The following is a 20,961-nucleotide window of genomic DNA, read 5'->3' on the forward strand; positions in this document are numbered from 1 at the left end:
GTCCGGAATCTTCCGGACCGTGCCGCGGCTGAGGCGATGCAGATGCAGGTTGTATTCGGTTCTGCCGGCGGTGCCGGCTACGGGACGCAGCGAGGAGGTCGGTGAAGATGTTCCTCGCTCTGCTCGTGTGCGGCCTGGTCGTCGCACTGGTGGTGATCGGGCTCTTCGTCTTCGGCTTGCGCCGGAGACTGATCCAGCGCGCCGGCGGCACCTTCGACTGTTCGCTGCGCTGGGACATCCCCGACGAGCCGGATCCGACCGGCAAGGGCTGGGTGTACGGCGTCGCCCGCTACAGCGGTGACGAGATCGCCTGGTTCCGTGTCTTCTCGTACTCCCCCCGTCCGCGCCGTGTCCTGGAGCGTTCGGCCATCGTGGCCATGGAGCGCCGGATGCCGGAGGGCGAGGAAGAGCTCGCGCTGCTCTCCGACGCGGTGATCCAGGCCTGTACGTACGGCGGGGTCCGCCTGGAGCTCGCGATGAGCGAGGACGCGCGGACCGGTTTCATGGCCTGGCTGGAGGCGGCGCCTCCCGGTCAGCGGGTGAATGTCGCGTAGTGCGTGAAGAAGCGGGGGTCGGCGTGCTGCGCCGGCCCCCGCTTCCGCCCTAGCCGTCCGTGTCAGTTCAGGCCGGTGTTGATGGCGCCGACGAGTTCGCCGTTGCCGGTGTCACCGCTGAACTCCCAGAAGAACGCGCCGCCCAGGCCCTGGTTCTTCGCCCAGCTCATCTTGGACGTGACCGTGGCCGGGGTGTCGTAGCTCCACCAGTTGCTGCCGCACTTGGCGTACGCCGTGCCCGCGACGGTGCCGGTGGCCGGGCAGGAGGTCTTGAGGACCTTGTAGTCCTCGATGCCCTGCTCGTACGTGCCCGGCGCCGGGCCCGTCGCCGTGCCGCCCGGGGCGGACTGGGTGACGCCGGTCCAGCCGCGGCCGTAGAAGCCGATGCCGAGGAGCAGCTTGTTGGCGGGGACGCCCTTCGCCTTGAACTTGGCGATCGCCTCGGCGGAGTTGAAGCCGGCCTGCGGGATGCCGGCGTACGAGGTGAGCGGGGAGTGCGGGGCCGTCGGGCCCTGCGCCGCCCAGGCGCCGAAGAAGTCGTACGTCATCACGTTGAACCAGTTCATGTACTGCGCGGCGCCCGCGTAGTCGGCGGCGTCGATCTTGCCGCCGGCGGAGGCGTCGGCCGTGACGGCCGCGGTGACGAGGTTGTTCGCGCCGAACTTGGCGCGCATGGCCTGCATCATGTTCTTGAAGGAAGCCGCACCGCTGGTGTCACAGGACAGACCGCAGGCGTTCGGGTACTCCCAGTCCAGGTCGATGCCGTCGAAGACGTCGGCCCAGCGCGGGTCCTCGACCAGGTCGTAGCAGGACTGGGCGAAGGCGGTCGGGTTCTGCACGGCCTGGCCGAAGCCGCCGGACCAGGTCCAGCCGCCGAAGGACCACAGCACCTTGATGTTCGGGTAGGCCTTCTTCAGCTTGCGGAGCTGGTTGAAGTTGCCGCGCAGCGGCTGGTCCCAGGTGTCGGCGACGCCGTCGACGGACTGGTCGGCGGTGTAGGCCTTGTCGTAGTCGGCGTACGCGTCGCCGATGGTGCACTTGCCGCCGGTGACGTTGCCGAAGGCGTAGTTGATGTGGGTGATCTTGGACGCGGAGCCCGAGGTCACGATGTTCTTCACGTGGTAGTTGCGGCCGTAGACGCCCCAGTTGGTGAAGTAGCCCATCTTCACGGCGTTGGGGATCGGGTTGCCGCCCCCGCCGCCGGTGGTGCGGACGGGGACCGGGCCGGTGGCGGGGCCGGTCTGGTCGATGGTGTCGCGGGCGACGACCGTGTAGCTGTAGTCGGTGCCGGCGGTGAGCCCGCTGTCGGTGTACGTGAGGGCGGTGGTGGTGGTCACCTTGGTGCCGCCGCGCAGGACGTCGTAGTTCTTGATGCCCTTGTCGTCGGTCGCGGCGGTCCAGGTCAGCTTCACCGAGGTGTCGGTGATGCCGGAGGCGACCGGGGCGCCGGGGGCCGAGGGCGGGGTGTCGCCCGGCTGGGAGGTGCCGTCGCAGGCGGCGCCGTTGATCTTACAGCCGGTGGGCGCGCCCGAGCCGGTGCCGTTGTAGCCGAAGGAGACGGAGGCGCCGGGCGCGAGGGTCCCGTTCCAGCCGACGTTCTTGGCGGTCCAGTGGGTGCCGGAGCTGGTGACGGTGGCGTCCCAGGCGGAGGTGACGGCGGTGCCGGCGGGGTAGTCCCACTCGACGGTCCAGGAGGAGAGGGTCGTGGTGCCGGTGTTCTTCACCGTCCACTTGCCTTCGAAGCCGGTGCCCCAGTCCTGGGTCTTCGTGTAGGTCGCCGTGGCCGAGGTGGCCGCTTCGGCGGGGGTCGCGAGGCCGACCATGGCGGCCAGCGGCAGGATCAGGGCGGTGAGACCGGCGGCGGCCCGGGCTCTGAACCCTGTTCTGCGCGTCGGTGCTTGAGTGCTCAACGGTGCTCCTCAAGTTGCGGACGGACATAGGTGGGGGTGGTCCGTGAAGATGCGCGCGCCCCGCGAGCGTAGGAAGGTCTGGACCAATCGTCAAGAGGTCCAGACCAACGTCGCCGATGTCCTCCTAAACGCCCAACTCCTGTGCCAGCACCGCTGCTTGAACCCTGCTGCGCAACTCCAGCTTCCCCAGCACCTTGCTGACGTGCGTCTTCACCGTCGCCTCCGCCATGTCGAGACGTACCGCGATCTCCGCGTTCGACAGACCGCCGCCCAGCGCGGACAGCACCTCCCGCTCCCGGGGCGTCAGGGCGTCGAGCACCGCCGGATCCGTCCCGGACGCCGTCCGCGCCGGACGGCCCGCGGCGAACTCCGCGATCAGCCGCCGGGTCACCGCCGGGGCGATCAGCCCCTCGCCGCGCGCCACCGTCCGCACCGCCTCGATCAGCTCCCGCGCCTCCGCGTTCTTCAGGAGGAAGCCCGCGGCGCCCGCCCGCAGCGCCCCGAACACATACGCGTCCAGATCGAAGGTGGTCAGGACGAGCACGTCGGCGAGCCCCTCCGACACGACGATCCCGGTCGCCGTCACCCCGTCCATCCGCGGCATCTGCACATCCATCAGGACCAGGTCGGGGCGCAGTTCGCGGGCCAGCTCCACCGCGCGCTCCCCGTCCGCCGCCTCCCCGACCACCTCGATGTCCGGGGCGCTGCCCAGGATCAGGACGAGCCCCGCCCGTACCGCGCTCTGGTCCTCGGCGACCACCACCCGCACGGTCATGTCCGCGCCCCCTTCGCCCGTACGGCCGTCCCCGCCGACTCCGCCCGTGCTGCCATCAGCTCCTCGCCCGCCCGTGCCGTCATCCGCTCCTCGCCCGCCCGCACCCGTCATGTCCGCTCCTCGTCGTTCGCGCCCACGGGCAGTTCCGCCCGGACCCGCCACCTCTTCCGTCCTTCGCCGTCCGTGACCGGGCCCGCCTCGAAGACGCCGTCGAGCAGCGCCACCCGCTCCCGCATCCCCACCAGACCGGCGCCCGAACCGGGCGCGGTCGGTCCGGGCCGCTCCCCGAAGGGGCTCGTCACCCGGACCCACAGCGCGCCCGGGTCCTGGCCCACGGTCACCCGCACCTCGCCGGGTGCCGCGTGCTTGAGCGCGTTCGTCAGGGACTCCTGCACGATCCGGTACGCGGCCAGCTCCACCGGCGCCGGGAGTCCGCCCTGGCTCCGGCGGGTGTCGTCGAGGACGAGGACGAGACCGCTCGGCTCCGCGTTGGCCGCGGACCGGGCCACCAGCGCGTCGAGACCCGCGAGCGTGGGCGCGGCGGCCGGCTCCGTGTCCCCGCTGCTGTCCCTCAGGAGCCCGATGAGCCGCCGCATCTCGGCGAGACCCGCGACGCTGTTCTCACGGATCACGGTCAACGCCTGCCGGGTGGTGGCCGGCTCGTCGAGCGAGAGCGCGGCCGTGGAGTGGATCGCGATCGCGGAGAGGTGGTTCGCCACCATGTCGTGCAGCTCGCGCGCCATCCGGGACCGCTCGGCCACCACGGCCTGCGTCCGGTCCATCTCGGCGAGCAGCGCGGTCTGCTCGGCGCGCAGCCGGGCGGCATCCGCCGCCTCCCGGTGGTTGCGGACCACCGCGCCGGTGATCGCGGGGAGGAAGGAGAGTATGCCGGTGATCACGCCCAGGAGGAGCGCGATCGCGTTCTGCCACCAGACGAGGAACACCACCGTCGTCGTGACGGTGACGAGCGCCGTCGTGTACGGGATGCGCCGGGCCTGCTTGGGCGTGCCGTAGACCACGGCGGCGTAGACCACGTCCGTGAACATCAGGACCGTGGCGAGGTTGCCGTGGGTGAACTGGTCTCCGACGATCGCCAGGGTCGCGACGGCGAGGGCCGTCTGCGGAGCGGTACGGCGCAGGGCCTCCGTCCCGGCCATCACGACGAGCGGGATCAGCGGCGCCCAGCGCTGGCCGAAGAGGCGGTCGTCGCCCGTGGTGTACAGCCCGAACGACCACAGAAGCAGGCCGCAGGCGAGACCCGAGACGGCGATGAGAAGGTCGGTACGGTGCGGGCGGGGGAGCGTCACGTACCCATCCAACACGCCCCCACGTGCGGAGACCTCCTCGTCCGGGCCGATCCGTTCCCCGGTCGGCCTCCGTCGAAGGATGTAGACGGACTTCGTCACCGGCGACGACGAACCGGGCCCGATCCCACGGGACGCTGAGGGGGAACCGAAAGGGGAACCGCCGTGATCGTCGCGCTGATCGTGATCTGCGAGGTGGGCTTCTGGGTCCTGCTGGCCGCCGGCCTCGCCACCCGCTATCTCCTGAAGATGCCCCGCGCGGGCATGGCGCTGCTGCTGTGCGAGCCGCTCCTGGAGGTGCTGCTCCTGGTCGTCACCGCGATCGACCTCAAGAACGGAGCGGAACCGAGCTGGCGGCACGGGCTCGCCGCCGTCTACATCGGCTACACCGTCGGCCACGGCCACCGGACCGTGAAGTGGCTCGACGGCCACGCCGCCCACCGCCTCGGCGGCGGCCCGCCGCCCCCGAAGCCGCCGCGGTACGGCATGGCGCGCGCCCGCCACGAGGGCCGGCTCTGGCTCGGCTCGGTGGTCGCCGCCTCCGTCGCCTCCGTGCTGCTGCTCCTTGCGGCCTGGTACGTCGGCGGCGACGGGAACACCGATGCGCTGCGGAGCTGGATCTTCTTCGCCTGGAGGGCGGCGGGCATCCACGGCCTGATCGCGCTCAGCTACGCGATCTGGCCGAAGAAGGACCCGGCGGCCTCGGCTCGGGAGAGCGTCTCAGCGGTCGCCGCCGGGGACCCAGAGCACGTCCCCGACCTCCTTGTTCGCCGTCCGCGCAAGGATGAAGAGCAGGTCTGACAGACGGTTGAGGTAGGTGGCGGTCAGGGCGTTCATCGACTCGCCGTGCACCTCCAGGGCCGCCCAGGTGGAGCGCTCCGCGCGCCGGACCACCGTGCACGCCTGGTGCAGCAGGGCCGCACCGGGCGTGCCGCCGGGCAGGATGAAGGAGCGGAGCTTCTCCAGCTCCTCCAGGAAGCGGTCGCAGTCGGCCTCCAGCTTGTCGACGTAACTCTGCTCGACACGCAGCGGCGGGTACTTGGGATCCTCGACGACGGGCGTGCAGAGGTCGGCCCCCACGTCGAACAGGTCGTTCTGGACGCGGACGAGGACCTTCACGACCTCCTCGTCCAGCTGTCCGAGGGCGACGGCCGTGCCGATGACGGCGTTGGCCTCGTTGGCGTCGGCGTAGGCCGAGATCCGCAGATCCGTCTTGGCGGTCCGGCTCATGTCGCCGAGGGCGGTGGTGCCCTGGTCGCCGGTACGGGTGTAGATGCGCGTCAGATTGACCATGGGGTCAAGACTAGTTAGGCGTGGGAGCTCCGGAACGTCCGTGTGCCCACCGTCACGGCGAGCGCCGTCAGCGCGAGGGCGACGAGGACGCCGTACAGCATGGCCGGTGACGTGTAGTGGCCGATGTACGCCTCCCGGACCGCGTCCACCAGATAGCGGAACGGCATGAGGTGCGAGACCGCGTCCAGCCAGCCGGGCGCGAGGGCCATCGGCAGCATCAGGCCGGACAGCAGCATCGCCGGCATCGCGAGCGTGTTGATCGCGGGGCCGAACTCCTGCGGACTCGGCAGCTTCAGGGCCAGCGCGTACGAGAGCGAGGCGAGCGCCGCCGAGAGCAGGGCGACGAACCCGAAGCCGATCAGGATCCCGGCGAGCGGCGCCCTGAGGCCCATCGGCACGGCCACCAGGACGAGCAGCACCGCCTGGAAGACGAAGAGCGCGGCGTCGCGCAGGACCCGGCCGAGCAGCAGCGCGAGCCGGCTCACGGGGGTGACCCGCATCCGGTCGAACACGCCCCAGCTCTTCTCCATGATGATCGAGAAGCCGGCGAACGAGGCACCGAAGAGCCCGAGTTGGAGCAGCAGGCCGGGGACGAGGATCTGCCAGGAGTCGCCCTCGCGGCCCAGCGGGAGATCGGTGAGCAGCGGCCCGAAGAGGAACAGGTAGAGCAGCGGCATCAGGGCGCCGAAGAAGATCTGGAACGGGGAGCGCAGGGTCTGGCGGGCGTAGCGCCCGAAGAGCAGCGCGGTGTCGTGGAGAAGCATCAGGGTCCTTGTCGGGTGGCGTCAGGGCCTGTCTTCCGGATCAGGCGGCCGGAACAGGGAGCGGGGTCCGATCCGGAAGGCAGGCGTCAGACCGCTACGGGAGTGGTGTCGGCGGGGGCCGGGCCGCGGCCGGTGACGGCGAGGAAGGCGTCCTGGAGTGTGGTCGCGCCGTGCTCGGCCTTGAGCGCGGCGGGGCTGCCCTCGGCGACGACCGTGCCCTTGTCCACGATCACGATGCGGTCGGCGAGCGCGTCGGCCTCGTCCAGGTAGTGCGTGGTGAGGACGACGGTCGTGCCGTGCTCGTCGCGCAGCCGCCGCACCAGGGCCCACAGGTCGGCGCGGCTGCCGGGGTCGAGGCCGGTCGTCGGCTCGTCGAGGAAGAGGACCTCCGGTCGGTGGGTGAGCCCCATCGCGAGGTCGAGGCGGCGGCGCTGGCCGCCGGAGAGCGCCGGGGTCGGCCGGTCGAGCAGTTCCGTGAGGCCGAGGTCCTCCGCGAGTTCCTCGGCGCGGGCGGTCGCGCGGGTGCGGTCGAGTCCGTGGAGCCTGCCCTGGAGGACGAGCTCGGAGCGGACCGTCTCCTGGGGGTCGAGCCCGCCGGACTGGGCGACGTACCCGATGCGGCGGCGTACGGCCGCGGGGGCCTTGACGAGGTCGTGGCCGGCGACGGTGGCCGCGCCGCCGGTGGGCGGGAGCAGCGTCGTGAGCATCCGCAGGGTGGTGGTCTTGCCGACGCCGTTGGGTCCGAGGAGTCCGAGGATCTCACCCGGCCGGACGGTCAGGTCGATCCCGCGGACGGCCTCGACGGGGCCGTTCTTGCTGGAGAAGGTCCGGGCGAGCCCGGCCGTACTGATGATGGGCATGGCGACTACAGAAACAGAGTCACTGAAATTTTGCAACGGCACCAAGTTTTCAGGTGGTGCAAAATTTCAGGGAGCCTAGGATGTGGGCATGGCCGAGGGACTCAGGGAACGCAAGAAGCGCGAGACGAAGCAGCGGATCTCGGACATCGCGACCGGGCTCTTCCTGGAGCACGGCTTCACGGCCGTGACCGTCGCCGACGTCGCCGAGGCGGCGGACGTCTCCGTCAACACCGTGTACAACTACTTCCCGGCCAAAGAAGACCTCTTCCTCGACCGGATGGACGGCGTCACCCAGCGCCTCGCCCGGATGATCCGCGGCCGCGACCGGGGCGAGTCCGCCGCCGGCGCCGTCCTGCGCGAACTCCGCCAGGACATCGGCGCCGTCTCGCCCGCGTACGGACTCATGGACGGCTTCGACGCCTTCATGAACGTCATCGAGCACGCCCCCACCCTCAAGGCCCGGCTCTTCCACCTCCAGCAGCAGGTCCACGACGCCGTCGTCACCACCCTCCGCGAGGAGACCGGAGCCGCCGCCGACGACCCGCTGCCGCTGCTCGTCGGCGGCCAGCTCGCCTGGATCGAGAACACCGTCGTCGCCTACATCACGCGCGAGATGACCGCGGGACGCAAGGCGACGACGGTCTCTCGCGAGGCCCTCGTCCTCCTCGACGAGATCGAGGAGCTGCTCAGCGAGAGGGTCCTGACCTACGCCGTACGCGAGGGCCGAGGGGCCGGGCCCGCCGCCGCGCGCGAGGGCTGAGGGTCCGCGGCCGCCTTCGCGCCGTCAGGCGGCCCCGACCGTCGGGCGTGCCACCCCCGCCGCCAGCGCGCGCGCCGCGCGGACGGCGTCCTCCTCGGTGGTGAAGCGGCCGAAGCCCACCCGGATGCTGCCCCGGATCCGCTCCGGCGCGAGACCGGCCGCCGTGAGGACGTGCGAGGGCTCCTGCGCCGAGCTGTTGCAGGCCGAACCCGTCGACACCGCGATGTCCGTGACCTCCAGGAGGAGCTGCTGGGCGTCCGTGCCCTCGAAGGACAGGTTCACCGCGTGCGGCAGGAACCCCGGTCCCGTCCCGCTGTTCAGCGTGTACGGGACCGACTCCGCGAGCGTGGAGAGGAACCGGTCCCGCAGCCCCGCGAGGCGTACCGCCTCCTCCTCCCGGCCCGCCGCGAGCACGCCGACGGCCGCGCCCAGACCGATGACGGCGGCGGTGTTGACCGTGCCCGCACGCAGTCCGCGCTCCTGGCCGCCGCCGTGCAGGAGGGGCGCCAGCGGGGCGCGGTCGGAGAGGTCGTTGGAGACGTACAGCACGCCCACGCCCTTCGGGCCGTAGATCTTGTGCCCCGAGAAGGTGAGGAGGTCGACCCCGAGCGCCCGGACGTCGACGGGCAGCGAGCCCACGCCCTGCGTCGCGTCGCAGTGCAGCGGCACCCCGGCCGCCCGGGTCACCGCGCCGATCTCCGCCACCGGCTGGATGGTGGAGATCTCGTTGTTCGCGAGCATCACCGACACCAGCGCCGTCTCCGGCCGGAGCGCCGCCGCCACCTCGCGCGCGGAGACCCTGCCCTCGGCGTCGACGGGCAGCACGGTCACGTCGTGCCCGGCGTCCCGCAGGGAACGGCAGCTGTCGAGCACGGACTTGTGCTCCACCGCCGTGGTCACCACATGACGGCGCTCGCCCGGCGTGACGACGCCCTTGATCGCGAGGTTGTTGCCCTCCGTCGCGCCCGACGTGAAGTAGATCTCGCTGCGCGCCGCCCCGACGAGCCGGGCGACGGCCCCGCGTGCCCGCTCGACCTCGCGGAAGGCGCGGATGCCGGCCGCGTGCGGGCTCGACGGATTGGCGAAGCAGTGGGTGGCGGCGAAGGTCATCGCCTCGACGACCGCCGGGTCCGCCGGTGTGGTCGCCTGGTGGTCGAGGTAGATCGTGGCCATGGCTGTGCTCCCTGTCCTCGGTGGCGGTCCGTCAGAAGTCGAGCGCGGTGTACGGCAGGGCGATCGGATCGGCGCACGCCGCGTCGGCGAAGACGAGGACGATCTCCTCGTCGGGGCCCGCCTGCGTACGGAGGTAGATCTCGGCGCCCTTGGTCACCTTGTCCCGGTCGGCGAGCGAGTTGATGTCGACGACGTGACGGCGGGCGCAGTCCGGGAAGGCGGCCCTCAGCCGGGCGAAGTAGCGCGCGAAGTACTCGGCGACGATCAGCGGGCAGCGCGGTACGACGTGGTCGTCCTTTACGGCCCCGGCGAGCACCTTCGCGTACTGGCGGGAACGGAACAGGACCTCGTCCCCGTCCCGGTGGAACAACGGGTGCTCCGCCGGTTCGCGCAGCCGGTGCTTCATGGCCCGCGCGGCGCGATTGCGCAGGGTGCGCTCGCGGGTGACGGTGAAGGAGGACCCGGCGGCGGCCGCCGCGGCGGTGAGCGGGGAGAGGTCGGTCTCCGCGGGGCCGGCGGCCGGCAGCGTGCAGACGTCGTCGGAACAGGACATGCCGAGGTCGTTGACGATGACGTCGTACACGACCTTGTTGCCCCGGTGCAGGTGGCGGGCGGCGGCGCCGGTCTCCTGGGCCAGGGCGAAGGAGCTCAGTGAGAACTCCCCGATGCCGGCGGTCGTTTCGAAGTAGCCGCCCGCGACGAGGACCGCCGAGCGGTGGGCGCGGCTGACGGTCTCCAGGAGGGGCGCGACCCGCGGCGGGACGGTGCGGGTGCGGGTGCGGGAGGTGGTCAGGGTGGTCATGTGTGCACTCCGTTCTTCCGTGAAGGGGATCGATCGGACGATGCGGGGCCGGGGGTTCCGTCGGGTGCGGCCGGCCGGCGGGCGGTGCCGACGGCCGCGGTCACCACGCAGAGCACGGCGGCCCATTGGGCGGGGGAGAGCCGTTCGCCGAGGAGGGCGAGGCCGGCCAGCGCCGCGATGACCGGCTCCACCGTGGACAGCACGGCGAAGACCCGCGGCGGCAGCCGCCGCAGCGCGGCGAACTCGAGCGAAAAGGGGACGACGGTCGTCAGGACCGCCACCGCGAGCGCCGCACCGAGCACTCCGGGGTCGAGCAGGACGTCCAGGGAGGGCAGGCCCAGCACCGGCGCGACGGGCAGCGCGAGGACGGCGGCCACGGTCAGGCCGAGCGCCAGGCCGGAGCCGCCGGGGACCGCGCGGCCCACCCGGGCGCCGAGCAGGATGTAGCCGGTCAGCGCCGCGCCGGTGAGCAGGCTCGCCGCGAGGCCGGCCGGATCGTCCATGCCCCGCGTACCGCCGAGGACGAGCAGGCCGGCGGCGGCGACGGCCACCCAGAGCCGGTCGAGCGCGCGCCGCGAGGTGACCGCCGCGAGCAGCAGCGGTCCGCTGAACTCCAGCGTCACGACGACCCCGAGGGGCAGCCGGGAGGTCGCCTCGTAGAAGGCGAACTGCATGACGGCGAAGACCGCTCCGTAGGGGAGCAGCAGGCGCCAGTGGGTGCGCAGGAGCCGGGGCGCGGGCCGGGACACCAGACAGAGCAGGGCGGCGGCGATGAGCAGGCGCAGGAGGGTCGCGCCGGTCGGGCCGGTCTGCTCGAAGAGCCGCTTCGCGAAGGCGGACCCGAACTGCAGGCTGACCATGCCCGCCAGGAGCAGCACGGGTGCCGGGGCGGCTCGCAGGGCGTACGGACGCATGGTGGTGCCTCCTCTCGCCGGAGGACTCTATACCCCCTAGGGGTATGTCGCGACCGGAAGGGTGGCATGGAAGAGGTGTCGTGAGTGTGACGTCCGTCAAAGAGGGCGTGACGCGCATTACTTAGCGGTCACATGGCGCCCCGCGACCGCTAATCTCCGCCGGAGAGTCAGAAGTGAACAGGCGTTAAGGGGTGGAACATCGTGGCCAGGAAGCTCGCCGTCATCGGGGCCGGACTCATGGGATCCGGCATCGCGCAGGTCTCGGCACAGGCGGGCTGGGACGTCGTCCTGCGTGACGTCACGGACGCCGCGCTGACCCGCGGCACCGACGGCATCAAGACGTCGTACGACCGGTTCGTCGCGAAGGGCAAGCTGAGCGAGGCCGACGCGGAGGCCGCCCTCGGCCGGATCACCGCCACCACCGAGCTCGACGCGGTCGCCGACGCCGACATCGTCGTCGAGGCCGTCTTCGAGAACCTCGACGTCAAGCACGAGATCTTCCGCTCGCTCGACAAGATCGCCAAGGACGGCGCCGTCCTCGCGTCCAACACCTCCGCGATCCCGATCACCAAGATCGCCGCGGTGACCGAGCGTCCGGAGGCCGTCGTCGGCGTCCACTTCTTCTCGCCGGTCCCGATGATGCAGCTCGTCGAGCTGGTCCGCGGCTACAAGACCAGCGACGCCACCCTGGCCGCCGCCCGGGAGTTCGCCGAGTCCGTCGGCAAGACCTGCATCGTCGTCAACCGCGACGTCGCCGGCTTCGTCACCACCCGCCTCATCTCGGCCCTCGTCGTCGAGGCCGCCAAGCTCTACGAGTCGGGCGTCGCCACCGCCGAGGACATCGACATCGCCTGCAAGCTCGGCTTCGGCCACGCCATGGGCCCGCTCGCCACCGCCGACCTCACCGGCATCGACATCCTGGTGAACGCGGCCAACAACATCTACACCGAGTCCCAGGACGAGAAGTTCGCACCCCCGGAGCTGATGCGCCGGATGGTGGACGCGGGTGACATCGGGCGCAAGAGCGGGCAGGGCTTCTACAAGCACTGAGTCCGGCCCGCCACCCCGCCCTCACTCCGTGGGGTGAATTTCGGTATCGGTTCGCTGACAAGGCGCAACGTATCTGCCGGTGCGGCAGTCAGTTGTTGCGAAGACGGAGCACTCTCGGGGAGCGCATATGCACATCAGGGGCGACCATGTCGAGCTGGTCGTCGGGGGCCGCCTCGACGTCCGCAGCGCGGCGGACGCCCGTACGGTCCTGCACTCGGCCGTCGACGACGGAGTCGGCGATCTGGTGCTCGACCTGACCGGCCTCGACTCCTGGGACGCGACCGGGCTCGGCGTGATCATGGGCGTTCACCGGAGGGCCGGCCGCTGCGGCCGGCGCCTCGTCCTGCGCGGGGTGCCGCCCCAGATGCAGCGGCTGCTCGTGGCCACCAAGCTCCACCGCATCCTCGCCATCGAGGGCGGACTCGCCGCGGAGTCGCTGCCGCGGGTCTGACACACGGCGGGCGGAGCCGGCAGTACGGGCGGGCCCCGGACGGCGGAGCCGGTGCGGGCGGGACCCGACGGGCCGAGCCGGTGCGGGCGGGACCCGACGGGCCGAGCCGGTGCGGGCGGGGCCCGACGGGCCGAGCCGGTGCGGGCGGGGCCCGACGGGCCGAGCCGGTGCGGGCTGGGTTCGACGTGAGCGGAGCCGGTACGGGCGGGGCGGGCACGGGCGGAGCCGGTACGGGCGGACCCGGCGGGCGGAGGTGACAGGCGGGACACGGGCCTGTGAAGCCGCTGTGTGAGCCAGGCGTCACGCTCAATCCTCACAAGACCGTGACGTCTTGGTCTCCGGAGCACCCCGGCTGTTCCCGACCGCCTGACCACGGTCTAGGGTTCGGTCGCCTGCACATTGACGGACCCACCCGGCGGGCACCTGACACCGCTTCTTGGGGGCTTGGACCATGGACCCGATCAACTCTGGGTCGGAGCAGTACGGTCACGACACCGAGGGCGACGACGCCCGCGCCGCGCTCGGCGCGGCCCTGCCCGAGCGCTCGCCCGCGGCCCCCGCGCGCGCCCGCGTCGTCCGGCTCGTCTCGGGCGAGCTGCTCCTCACCGTCAACCCCGTCGACGGCAGCGAGATCGAACCCTGCCCGCCGGGGCAGGAACCCGAGGCCCCCCGCCGCCGCACCCCCGAGGAGCGCGCCGAGGCCGCCCGCGCCGCGGCCCCGCCCGTACCGCCCGGGCCCGCCGCCCCCGCGCTGCCCCTCCTCGAACGCCAGGAGCAGCGCGAGCGGCTCGCCGAGATCCTCGCCCGCGGCCGCTCCGCCCGCCTGACCGGCCCCGCCGGATCCGGCCGCACCGCCCTCCTCGACGCGGTCGCCGGCGACTGCGCGGAGCTCGCCCCCGACGGCGTCGTCCGCCTCTCCGGTCACCACCGCACCCCCACCGAGCTCCTCCACGAACTCTTCACCGCCGTCCGGTACGCCCCGAACCACCGGCCCGACCGGACCACGCTCCCCGACCGGCTCCGCGACATCGGCGCCGTCGTCGTCGTCGACGACCTCGAATTCGGCGGCTCCGCCCTCGACGAGCTCCTCGCCGCCGCCCCCGAGTGCGCCTTCCTCCTCGCCACCGCCCCCGACGCGCCCGCCCCCTCGGCCGGCGCCCACGTCGAGGAGGTCGCCCTCGCCGGCCTCGGCCGCGGAGCCTCCCTCAAGCTCCTGGAGAGCGCCGTCGGCCGCACCCTCACCGACGAGGAGGCCAACTGGGCCGGCGACCTGTGGTTCGAGTCCGAGGGCCTGCCCCTGCGCTTCGTCCAGGCCGGGGCGCTGCTGCGCCAGCGCGACCGGCTGCGCGTCACCCCCGCCGAGTTCGACGCCTTCGGCGCCCTCGAAGAGGCCTTCGGCCCCACCGACCCCGCGGCCGCCGCCTCTGCCGCCGCCGCCGTTGCCGCCGCCGCCTTCGACGGCGTCGACGACCCCGACGTCGAGCTCCGCGAGATACCCCTGCCCAGCCTCGGCGAGGGCGCCGCCCCCGCCGCCCTCCTCGCCTCCCGCCTCAGCCGCTCCGCCCAGGCCGCCCTGCGCTTCGCCGTCGCCCTCGGCGGCGAGGTCCCGCACCAGGCCCACCTGCCGGCCCTCGTCGGCGACACCCACGCCGACGCCGCCCTCGGCGAACTCGTCGCCTGCGGACTGCTCTCCCCGGTCGGCACCCGCTACCGGCTCTCCGCCGGAGTCCTCACCCAGCTCCTCGCCCACGGGTACGAGCACGACGCCGCCGACCGCGTCCACAGCGCCGCCCAGCACTACGCCTGGTGGGCCGGCCACCCCTCCGTCACGCCCGAGCGAGCCGCCGCCGAGTCCGACGCCCTCCTCGCCGCCCTGGCCGCCCTCGTCTCCGGCCCCGAGGCCGGCGCCGACGGAGAGCGCCGGGCCACCGCCGTCCTCCTCGCCCGCGCCGCCGCGCCCGCCTTCGCCGCCGGACTGCACTGGGGCGCCTGGGAGCGGGCCCTGCGCTCCGGGCAGGAGGCCGCCCGGCTCGCCGGGGACGTCGCCGAGGAGGCGTACTTCCACCACGAGCTCGGCGTCCTCGCGATCTGCGCCGGAAACCTGGAGCGGGCCCGCGCCGAGCTGGAAGCCTCCATCGGCATGCGCGGCGTCCTCGCCGACAAGCGCGGCACCGTCGCCGGCCGCCGGGCGCTCGCGCTCGTCGCCGACCTCTCCGGAGAGCACGGCACTCCGGCCGCTGCCCGCGCCGAGGAGCCCGTCTCCCCGCCGCGCGGCACCCCGGCCCTGCGGCGCGGCACCACCCGCCTCGCGCTCCCGGCAGCGGAGCCCCTCACGGCCCCCCTGCCCGGCGGTGCCGTGAGCGGCCCGGCGGCGGCCTCCGCGATACCCGCGTTCCCGGACTTCGCCGACGAGGGTCCGACGCTCATCACCCGCCCCGACACCGTCCAGGGCGGCCGCGTCGCGGGCCTCAAGGGGGGCATCCTCACCGGCGCCCGCCGCAACCTCGCCGCCGTCGGCGCGGGCGCGCTCCTCGTGGCCGTCCTCGGCACCGTCGTCACCCTCGGCGCGACCTCCGGCAACGGCGAGGACCCCGCCACGAACCGCGTCACCTCCGACAGCACGGCCACCGACGGCGGCACCGACGACGGCCTCGACGGCGACGAGCCGCCGGCCGAGGGCGAGGCGGGGGAGGGAGACGAGACCGGCAAGCCCGGCGAGACGGGCACGCCCACGACCTCCGGCTCCCCGAGCCCCTCCGGCTCCGACGGCACCTCGCCGTCGAGCACGCCGACGAGCCCCGGCGCCACGGGCTCCCCGAGCTCGCCGGGCACCTCCTCGTCCCCGTCCTCTTCGTCGTCGCCGTCGGGCAGCCCGACGGGCACCACGGCTCCCTCCACGACCAAGCCGCCGGCGAGCCCGTCGACCACGACGCGCCCGCCGCGCCCGTCGACCACGCCTCCGACGACCACGACGACGCCGTCCCCGAGCACCACCCCGCCGACGACCCCGCCCCAGACGACCACGCCTCCGCCGGCGACGACCAGCCCTCCGGCGACGGGGGAGAACTCCCCGAGCAACTCCGCCTCGGCGACCCTCGGCGGCGGCCCCTCCGCCTCCGACAGCCCCGCCGCCTCGGAGACGACGACCGCCTGACCCGCGCGGGGACCAGGGGCCAGGGACCAGGCATACGGAGACGGGGACGGCCCCGGGCGCGCTCACCGCACCCGGGGCCGCCCCCGTACTCGTACCGCTTCGTCCTCCGGTCTCAGAAGAGCCGGAGCTTGTCGTCCTCGATGCCGCGCAGCGCGTTGTAGTCGAGGACCACGCAGCCGATGCCGCGGTCCGTCGCGAGCACCTTCGCCTGCGGCTTGATCTCCTGCGCCGCGAAGACGCCCCGCACGGGAGCCAGGTGCGGGTCGCGGTTGAGCAGCTCCAGGTAGCGGGTCAGCTGCTCGACGCCGTCGATCTCGCCGCGCCGCTTGATCTCCACCGCGACCGTCGCACCGTCCGCGTCGCGGCAGAGGATGTCGACCGGGCCGATCGCCGTCGGGTACTCGCGGCGGATCAGGGTGTACCCCTCGCCGAGGGTCTCGATTCGGTCGGCGAGCAGCTCCTGGAGGTGGGCCTCCACGCCGTCCTTGATGAGACCGGGGTCCACACCGAGCTCGTGCGAGGAGTCATGGAGGATTTCCTCCATCGTGATGATCAGTTTCTCGCCCGCTTTGTTGATCACGGTCCAGACGCCCGCCTCACCGTCGACACCCTCCTTCAGGTTGCACGGCGGGGACATCCAGTTGAGCGGTTTGTACGCCCGGTCGTCCGCGTGGATCGAGACGCTCCCGTCTGCCTTGATCAGGATCAGACGGGGTGCGGAGGGCAGGTGGGCCGTGAGCCGACCCGCGTAGTCCACGGAGCAACGGGCAATGACGAGACGCATGGTCCGCAACGCTACAAGACGGGCGCTCTTCCGCGCGATTCGGGCATCATCCTGAGCCGAACACCCGTCGGTTATCAGCCTGTTGTGTTCTCAATCTTCTGGTGCGACCCGGTCTGCGCGCTTACCGTGGAAGCTGGAGGTCGTCGTCCGTGCACGCTGCGTGGCGTACGGCCGGCCTTCGTCCCTGCCCGCAAGGCCCCGTCCGCGGGGTCGCGAGAGGAGAACCCATGTCGCTCGACGTCTCACCGGCACTGTTGGAACAGGCCGAGCGAGGCGAGGTCGACGAAGCCGACTTCGTCGACTGCGTCCGGACCTCCCTGCCCTACGCATGGGAGATGATCAGTTCTCTGGTGGCCCAGCTGAAGGTCGACGGCGGAGAGTTCGCCGACAACCAGACGCCGCCGCCGAATGAGCAGGCACGTGGTCAGCTGCTGCGCGCGCTCGCGAGCGATGCCATTCGTGGCGCCCTGCAGCGGCACTTCGGGGTGCGTCTCGCCTTCCAGAACTGCCACCGCGTGGCGGTCTTCCCGCTGGACCCGGCGGTGGACGAGCGGCTCGCCCGCTTCACGTCCGTACGGGGGCAGCTGCTCAACCAGTCGCCGGAACTGCGCGACTGCTGAGACATGGTGCTGCCGCTCCGCATCCGCGAGAGACGTGGCCGACGCGTGCCGACACGCGTCGGCGGGCGTCGACCTCGAAGTGATGCCGGAGCGGCAGCACACTCTCTCCCCGCGACCTCAGCCCAGCAGCGGGAGGACCTCGGCGCCGAGCCGCCGGACGTTCTCCTCGGTCGCCGCGAGGTCGCCCGAGCCCTCCGCGAGCAGGGCGAACCGCGTGATGCCCGTACGCTCCGCCGTCGCCGCGAGCCGGTCCGCCGCCTGCCGGGGCGTGCCCACGGGGTGCAGCCGGCACAGCAGCTCCGTGTACGCCACGGGGTCCCGCATCGCCCGGTGCCGGCCGTCGACCGTCACATGCGCGTCGAGTCCCTGCTTCAGCCAGCCCGGCATCGCCTTCACCAGCGCCTCGGCCGCGTCCGCCCCCCGGTCCGCGAGCTGGGCCAGCCCCGCCGAGACGTGCCCGGCGCCGATCCGCGCGATCTCGTCCGGGTCCCGCCCGGCCTCCCGCGCACAGCGCTCCCAGGCCGCGACCATCTCGGCCTTGTCCTCGTCGCCGCAGTGCATCCCGAGCAGCATCGGAAGCCCGCGCTCCGCGGCGAGCCGCACGCTCTTCGGCGAGGTGCAGGCCACCACCACCTCGGGCCCCGCCTCGCCGCCGATCAGCTCGTCGGCCCGGGGCACGACCGCCACCTCGCGGAAAGCGAATCGTTCCCCCTCGGCGCCGACCCGGGGCTCACCGAGCCACCGCAGCAGCAGGTCGAGCGATTCGGGGAAGCCTCCCTCGTACGCCGGGAGACCCGCGCCGAACACCTCCAGGTCGACCCAGGGCCCGCCCCTGCCCACCCCGAGGGTGAATCGACCGCCCGAGGTGAGGTGCAGCAGCGCCGCCTGCTCGCCGAGGGCGACCGGGTGGACGGTCGGCAGCACACTCACCGCCGTGCCCACCCTCAGCCGCCGGGTGCGCCCGAGGAGCAGCGCGGCGAGCGTCACGGCCGAGGGGCAGACCCCGTACGGCACGAAGTGGTGCTCGGCGAGCCAGACGGAGTCGAGCCCCGCCTCCTCGGCGACCTCGGCGGTCCGCACCGCCCGGTGCAACGCCTCGCCTTGTCCCTGGCCCGGGAACTGGGCGGCCAGAACGAACGTACCCACGCGCATCGCCTTCTGCCTCCTCGCGGCCGACGCGTATCTCCCCTCGCACTGGCAACAACGTCTGACACGTGCCAAAGGCAACGGCCGTTCATGAAGTTCTTGCGATTTTCGGCTAAGCCGCCGGGGACGGGGCCCGGGGCACCGTGTCGCGGCCCGTAGGCTGGAGAGAACGGTCCGTGTTCCCAGACCCCGTGAGGTGTGCCCGTGTCCCCGCGCCACAACCGTGCCCGAGGCGGCGATAAGCCCGAACAGCAGCAACAGGGCGAACCCGGCGACCGGTACGGCGGTGCGCAGCGCAGCGAGACCTGGCAGGGCGAGGAGTGGTACGTCCGCCTGGTCGCCGGAGCGAGCTCGCCCGGCAAGCGTTACCGCTGCCCCGGCTGCGACCAGGAGATCCCGTCCGGAGCCCCGCACGTCGTCGCCTGGCCCGAGTACGGCGGCGTGGACGACCGGCGCCACTGGCACAAGGCCTGCTGGAACGCGAAGGACCGCCGCACCAGCAGGGTGCAGCGGTCCCGTAACGCGCCGAGGTACTGACCTCTCAGCCCGTCGTCACACGTCCTTGCTGTTGAGCAGGGCGTAGGCGCCGGCCAGCGCGGCGGCCGTGACGCCCGCCATGATCAGCAGCGGCTCCCAGCCCGCCGGGCCGCTGTCACCGAACGGCGGGCGCTCGCTGTACAGCGCGATCATCTGCGAGGGGATCGCGTACGTGAACAGCGCCTCCTGCACGGACCTCAGCGCCTCCGAGAACATGAACAGCGCCGCCACCAGCGGGAGCAGCAGCAGACCGATCATGACGGTGATCGCACCGGCCGAGTGCCGGATGAGCGTCCCGAGCGCCAGCGACAGCAGACCGAGCAGGGCCAGGTAGGCGCCCGCGCCGACCGTCGCCCGCAGCCACTCGGAGGTCGTCGGCTCTCCCGCGGTGTCCACGATGGCCACCTGCACGACCGCCACCAGCGAGGCGAAGACGGTGGTGACCGTGAAGACGAGCAGGAAGAAGACGACCGCCTTCGCCGTCAGCACCCGCGCCCGGCTCGGGCAGGCGGTCAGGGTCGTGCGGATCATGCCCGTGCCGTACTCGGAGGCGATCGTCAGGACCCCGAGCGTGATCACGCAGATCGACGCCGGAAGCATCCCGAAGAAGCCGAAGGCCAGCGCGGAATCCTCGCCCATGGGCGCCTCGGAGGCCGAGGCGATCGCCGCCACCCCCAGACCGATGCCCAGCATCAGCAGGATCATGACGCCGAGCGTCCACATCGTCGACCGGACCGAGCGGATCTTCGTCCACTCGGAGGCGAGGGCGTCACCGAGGTGCGCCCTGCGGACCGGGATGGGGGAGACGTAGGCGTGCGGCGCCGGAGCGTGGTGGTGGAGGGGGGCGGTCATCGGGCGTCCTTGGGGGTGTCGCTCGGCTGCGGGGCGGCGTACGGGCTCGGGGCGGGTGCCTGCGGAGCCCCGGCGTACGGGTTCTGTCCGGGCGGCGGCGGGGCGTACCAGCCCTGCTGCGGAGCCTCGGGCGCCACCGGCTGCTGCGGCGGCATGCCGTACCCCGGCTGCCCGGGATGCTGCGGCGCCTGGAGGTGGGCGAGCCGGTCGTCGGTGGAGCGGTAGTCCACCGCGCCCTGCGTCATCCGCATGTACGCCTCCTCGAGAGAGGCCTGGTGCGGGGACAGCTCCCAGAGCCGTACGTCCGCGTCGTGCGCCAGGTCGCTGATCCTCGGCAGGGCCAGGCCCGTCACGCGCAGCGCGCCGTCCGGCTCGGACAGCACCTGGCCGCCGGCCTCCATCAGCGCCGCCGTCAGCTTCTCCCGCTGCGCCGGCTCGGTCTGCGGCGTCCGCACCCGGGCGAAGTCGGCGGAGTTCGCCGAGATGAAGTCCGTGACGCTCATGTCCGCGAGCAGCTGCCCCCGGCCGATCACGATCAGGTGGTCAGCCGTCAGCGCCATCTCGCTCATGAGGTGGCTGGAGACGAAGACGGTCCGGCCCTCGGAGGCCAGCTTCTTCATCAGGTTGCGGACCCAGAGGATGCCCTCCGGGTCCAGGCCGTTGACCGGCTCGTCGAAGAGCAGCACCTGCGGGTCGCCGAGGAGCGCCGCCGCGATGCCGAGCCGCTGGCCCATGCCGAGCGAGAAGCCGTTCGAGCGCCGCTTGGCCACGTCCTGGAGGCCGACCACGCCGAGGACCTCGTCGACCCGCTGCGCCGGGATGCCGGCCAGCTGGGCGAGCGACAGCAGGTGGCTGCGCGCGCTCCGGCCGCCGTGCACGGCCTTGGCGTCGAGCAGCGCGCCGACCTGACGGGGCGCGTTCGGCAGCTGCCGGAAGGGGTGGCCGCCGATCGTCACGTGACCCGCGCTGGGCCGGTCGAGCCCGAGGATCATGCGCATCGTCGTCGACTTCCCGGACCCGTTGGGACCCAGGAAGCCGGTGACCACACCGGGCCTCACCTGGAAGGAAAGGTTGTACACGGCCGTCTTGGCGCCGTAGCGCTTCGTCAGGCCGACTGCCTCGATCATTCTCCAGCCCCATCGACAGGTCGTCGCATCCATGTCGGGGCGTGGCGGCCGTCGGCCGGAGCCCCCCGTATGAATGAGGAGCTTATCCAGCCGTTGACGGTTCCAGCGAAGCGGAAGAGAAGCGCAAGGGA

21 protein-coding genes are annotated in these 20,961 nt (G+C 72.6%); 8 read left to right on the top strand and 13 right to left on the bottom strand.

All coding sequences use genetic code 11. From position 1 onward, the window contains the following. The first annotated feature begins 107 nt into the window (after positions 1–107). Positions 108–554 (top strand): DUF2550 domain-containing protein, encoded by a 447-nt coding sequence (locus ACWFR1_RS13550; RefSeq protein WP_453550143.1) that lies wholly within the window; start codon positions 108–110, stop codon positions 552–554. A gap of 62 nt (positions 555–616) precedes the next feature. Here the strand turns inward: ACWFR1_RS13550 and ACWFR1_RS13555 are convergent, their stop codons facing one another. The 3 genes from ACWFR1_RS13555 to ACWFR1_RS13565 form a co-directional block, all read right to left on the bottom strand. After that, positions 617–2,464, bottom strand: coding sequence for a glycosyl hydrolase family 18 protein (locus ACWFR1_RS13555; protein ID WP_453550146.1), 1,848 nt, complete (start codon positions 2,462–2,464; stop codon positions 617–619). Positions 2,465–2,588: 124 nt separating this feature from the next. Next, entirely contained in the window at positions 2,589–3,239 is a 651-nt protein-coding gene (locus ACWFR1_RS13560; RefSeq protein ID WP_453550148.1) for a response regulator, read from the bottom strand. A gap of 107 nt (positions 3,240–3,346) precedes the next feature. Next, positions 3,347–4,546, bottom strand: a complete 1,200-nt coding sequence (locus ACWFR1_RS13565) for a sensor histidine kinase (RefSeq protein ID WP_453550150.1) — start codon at positions 4,544–4,546, stop codon at positions 3,347–3,349. Between the two features lie 162 nt (positions 4,547–4,708). Here ACWFR1_RS13565 and ACWFR1_RS13570 point away from each other — a divergent pair, with 162 nt between their 5' ends. Next, positions 4,709–5,344: a hypothetical protein gene (locus ACWFR1_RS13570; RefSeq protein ID WP_453550152.1), complete on the top strand. Its 636-nt coding sequence runs from the start codon at positions 4,709–4,711 to the stop codon at positions 5,342–5,344. Here the strand turns inward: ACWFR1_RS13570 and ACWFR1_RS13575 are convergent. The 3 genes from ACWFR1_RS13575 to ACWFR1_RS13585 all read right to left on the bottom strand — a co-directional run bounded on the left by ACWFR1_RS13575 (position 5,264) and on the right by ACWFR1_RS13585 (position 7,460). Beyond that, complete coding sequence (locus ACWFR1_RS13575; RefSeq protein ID WP_453550154.1) at positions 5,264–5,836, bottom strand: cob(I)yrinic acid a,c-diamide adenosyltransferase; 573 nt, start codon at positions 5,834–5,836, stop codon at positions 5,264–5,266. The two genes, ACWFR1_RS13570 and ACWFR1_RS13575, sit on opposite strands and share 81 nt — an antisense overlap. Before the next feature lie 14 nt (positions 5,837–5,850). Continuing rightward, a complete protein-coding gene (locus ACWFR1_RS13580) occupies positions 5,851–6,600 on the bottom strand; it encodes an ABC transporter permease (RefSeq protein ID WP_453550156.1) in 750 nt (249 codons plus the stop codon). Between the two features lie 86 nt (positions 6,601–6,686). Beyond that, positions 6,687–7,460: an ABC transporter ATP-binding protein gene (locus ACWFR1_RS13585; protein ID WP_453550159.1), complete on the bottom strand. Its 774-nt coding sequence runs from the start codon at positions 7,458–7,460 to the stop codon at positions 6,687–6,689. Between the two features lie 88 nt (positions 7,461–7,548). Here ACWFR1_RS13585 and ACWFR1_RS13590 point away from each other — a divergent pair, with 88 nt between their 5' ends. Then, entirely contained in the window at positions 7,549–8,220 is a 672-nt protein-coding gene (locus ACWFR1_RS13590) for a TetR/AcrR family transcriptional regulator (protein WP_453550160.1), read from the top strand. Between the two features lie 24 nt (positions 8,221–8,244). On the opposite strand, the gene ACWFR1_RS13595 is transcribed toward ACWFR1_RS13590, so the two are convergent. Genes ACWFR1_RS13595 through ACWFR1_RS13605 form a run of 3 tightly spaced genes read right to left on the bottom strand, consistent with a single transcriptional unit; the run spans position 8,245 to position 11,109 of the window. Continuing rightward, positions 8,245–9,393, bottom strand: a complete 1,149-nt coding sequence (locus ACWFR1_RS13595; RefSeq protein WP_453550162.1) for a cysteine desulfurase family protein — start codon at positions 9,391–9,393, stop codon at positions 8,245–8,247. Between the two features lie 31 nt (positions 9,394–9,424). Beyond that, positions 9,425–10,195: a hypothetical protein gene (locus tag ACWFR1_RS13600; RefSeq protein WP_453550164.1), complete on the bottom strand. Its 771-nt coding sequence runs from the start codon at positions 10,193–10,195 to the stop codon at positions 9,425–9,427. Then, positions 10,192–11,109, bottom strand: coding sequence for an EamA family transporter (locus ACWFR1_RS13605; protein WP_453550166.1), 918 nt, complete (start codon positions 11,107–11,109; stop codon positions 10,192–10,194). Before ACWFR1_RS13605 ends, ACWFR1_RS13600 begins: the two co-directional genes overlap by 4 nt. Before the next feature lie 201 nt (positions 11,110–11,310). On the opposite strand from ACWFR1_RS13605, the gene ACWFR1_RS13610 reads away from it, so the two are divergent. From ACWFR1_RS13610 to ACWFR1_RS13620, 3 genes are all read left to right on the top strand, one after another. Continuing rightward, positions 11,311–12,159, top strand: a complete 849-nt coding sequence (locus ACWFR1_RS13610; RefSeq protein WP_453550169.1) for a 3-hydroxyacyl-CoA dehydrogenase family protein — start codon at positions 11,311–11,313, stop codon at positions 12,157–12,159. A gap of 127 nt (positions 12,160–12,286) precedes the next feature. Continuing rightward, positions 12,287–12,610: an STAS domain-containing protein gene (locus ACWFR1_RS13615; RefSeq protein WP_376399989.1), complete on the top strand. Its 324-nt coding sequence runs from the start codon at positions 12,287–12,289 to the stop codon at positions 12,608–12,610. 451 nt (positions 12,611–13,061) lie between these two features. Then, complete coding sequence (locus tag ACWFR1_RS13620; protein ID WP_453550172.1) at positions 13,062–15,764, top strand: ATP-binding protein; 2,703 nt, start codon at positions 13,062–13,064, stop codon at positions 15,762–15,764. 112 nt (positions 15,765–15,876) lie between these two features. Here ACWFR1_RS13620 and nucS read toward each other — a convergent pair whose 3' ends face one another. Beyond that, complete coding sequence (gene nucS, locus ACWFR1_RS13625) at positions 15,877–16,548, bottom strand: endonuclease NucS (protein ID WP_453550174.1); 672 nt, start codon at positions 16,546–16,548, stop codon at positions 15,877–15,879. A gap of 227 nt (positions 16,549–16,775) precedes the next feature. Here nucS and ACWFR1_RS13630 point away from each other — a divergent pair, with 227 nt between their 5' ends. Further along, complete coding sequence (locus ACWFR1_RS13630; protein WP_017236120.1) at positions 16,776–17,168, top strand: SCO5389 family protein; 393 nt, start codon at positions 16,776–16,778, stop codon at positions 17,166–17,168. A 117-nt stretch (positions 17,169–17,285) separates the two neighbouring features. Here the strand turns inward: ACWFR1_RS13630 and ACWFR1_RS13635 are convergent, their stop codons facing one another. Then, complete coding sequence (locus tag ACWFR1_RS13635; RefSeq protein ID WP_453550176.1) at positions 17,286–18,320, bottom strand: LLM class flavin-dependent oxidoreductase; 1,035 nt, start codon at positions 18,318–18,320, stop codon at positions 17,286–17,288. Positions 18,321–18,518: 198 nt separating this feature from the next. On the opposite strand from ACWFR1_RS13635, the gene ACWFR1_RS13640 reads away from it, so the two are divergent. Then, positions 18,519–18,851 (top strand): ATP/GTP-binding protein, encoded by a 333-nt coding sequence (locus ACWFR1_RS13640; protein WP_453550178.1) that lies wholly within the window; start codon positions 18,519–18,521, stop codon positions 18,849–18,851. Between the two features lie 15 nt (positions 18,852–18,866). On the opposite strand, the gene ACWFR1_RS13645 is transcribed toward ACWFR1_RS13640, so the two are convergent. Next, positions 18,867–19,703 carry an ABC transporter permease gene (locus ACWFR1_RS13645; protein WP_453550181.1) on the bottom strand — a complete coding sequence of 279 codons (837 nt, stop codon included), beginning with the start codon at positions 19,701–19,703 and terminating at the stop codon, positions 18,867–18,869. Beyond that, positions 19,700–20,830, bottom strand: coding sequence for an ABC transporter ATP-binding protein (locus ACWFR1_RS13650; RefSeq protein ID WP_453550184.1), 1,131 nt, complete (start codon positions 20,828–20,830; stop codon positions 19,700–19,702). Before ACWFR1_RS13650 ends, ACWFR1_RS13645 begins: the two co-directional genes overlap by 4 nt. Positions 20,831–20,961 lie beyond the last annotated feature (131 nt).

The sequence above is a fragment of the Streptomyces sp. NPDC055103 genome, assembly GCF_053607625.1.

What these genes read in the sequence shown, in the direction of transcription:
- ACWFR1_RS13550 (WP_453550143.1), top strand. Translation starts at nt 108, where the DNA reads ATGTTCCTCGCTCTGCTCGTGTGCGGCCTGGTCGTCGCACTGGTGGTG.
- ACWFR1_RS13560 (WP_453550148.1), bottom strand. Translation starts at nt 3,239, where the DNA reads ATGACCGTGCGGGTGGTGGTCGCCGAGGACCAGAGCGCGGTACGGGCG.
- ACWFR1_RS13575 (WP_453550154.1), bottom strand. Translation starts at nt 5,836, where the DNA reads ATGGTCAATCTGACGCGCATCTACACCCGTACCGGCGACCAGGGCACC.
- ACWFR1_RS13580 (WP_453550156.1), bottom strand. Translation starts at nt 6,600, where the DNA reads ATGCTTCTCCACGACACCGCGCTGCTCTTCGGGCGCTACGCCCGCCAG.
- ACWFR1_RS13585 (WP_453550159.1), bottom strand. Translation starts at nt 7,460, where the DNA reads ATGCCCATCATCAGTACGGCCGGGCTCGCCCGGACCTTCTCCAGCAAG.
- ACWFR1_RS13590 (WP_453550160.1), top strand. Translation starts at nt 7,549, where the DNA reads ATGGCCGAGGGACTCAGGGAACGCAAGAAGCGCGAGACGAAGCAGCGG.
- ACWFR1_RS13595 (WP_453550162.1), bottom strand. Translation starts at nt 9,393, where the DNA reads ATGGCCACGATCTACCTCGACCACCAGGCGACCACACCGGCGGACCCG.
- ACWFR1_RS13600 (WP_453550164.1), bottom strand. Translation starts at nt 10,195, where the DNA reads ATGACCACCCTGACCACCTCCCGCACCCGCACCCGCACCGTCCCGCCG.
- ACWFR1_RS13605 (WP_453550166.1), bottom strand. Translation starts at nt 11,109, where the DNA reads ATGCGTCCGTACGCCCTGCGAGCCGCCCCGGCACCCGTGCTGCTCCTG.
- ACWFR1_RS13615 (WP_376399989.1), top strand. Translation starts at nt 12,287, where the DNA reads ATGCACATCAGGGGCGACCATGTCGAGCTGGTCGTCGGGGGCCGCCTC.
- ACWFR1_RS13620 (WP_453550172.1), top strand. Translation starts at nt 13,062, where the DNA reads ATGGACCCGATCAACTCTGGGTCGGAGCAGTACGGTCACGACACCGAG.
- nucS (WP_453550174.1), bottom strand. Translation starts at nt 16,548, where the DNA reads ATGCGTCTCGTCATTGCCCGTTGCTCCGTGGACTACGCGGGTCGGCTC.
- ACWFR1_RS13630 (WP_017236120.1), top strand. Translation starts at nt 16,776, where the DNA reads ATGTCGCTCGACGTCTCACCGGCACTGTTGGAACAGGCCGAGCGAGGC.
- ACWFR1_RS13635 (WP_453550176.1), bottom strand. Translation starts at nt 18,320, where the DNA reads ATGCGCGTGGGTACGTTCGTTCTGGCCGCCCAGTTCCCGGGCCAGGGA.
- ACWFR1_RS13645 (WP_453550181.1), bottom strand. Translation starts at nt 19,703, where the DNA reads ATGACCGCCCCCCTCCACCACCACGCTCCGGCGCCGCACGCCTACGTC.
- ACWFR1_RS13650 (WP_453550184.1), bottom strand. Translation starts at nt 20,830, where the DNA reads ATGATCGAGGCAGTCGGCCTGACGAAGCGCTACGGCGCCAAGACGGCC.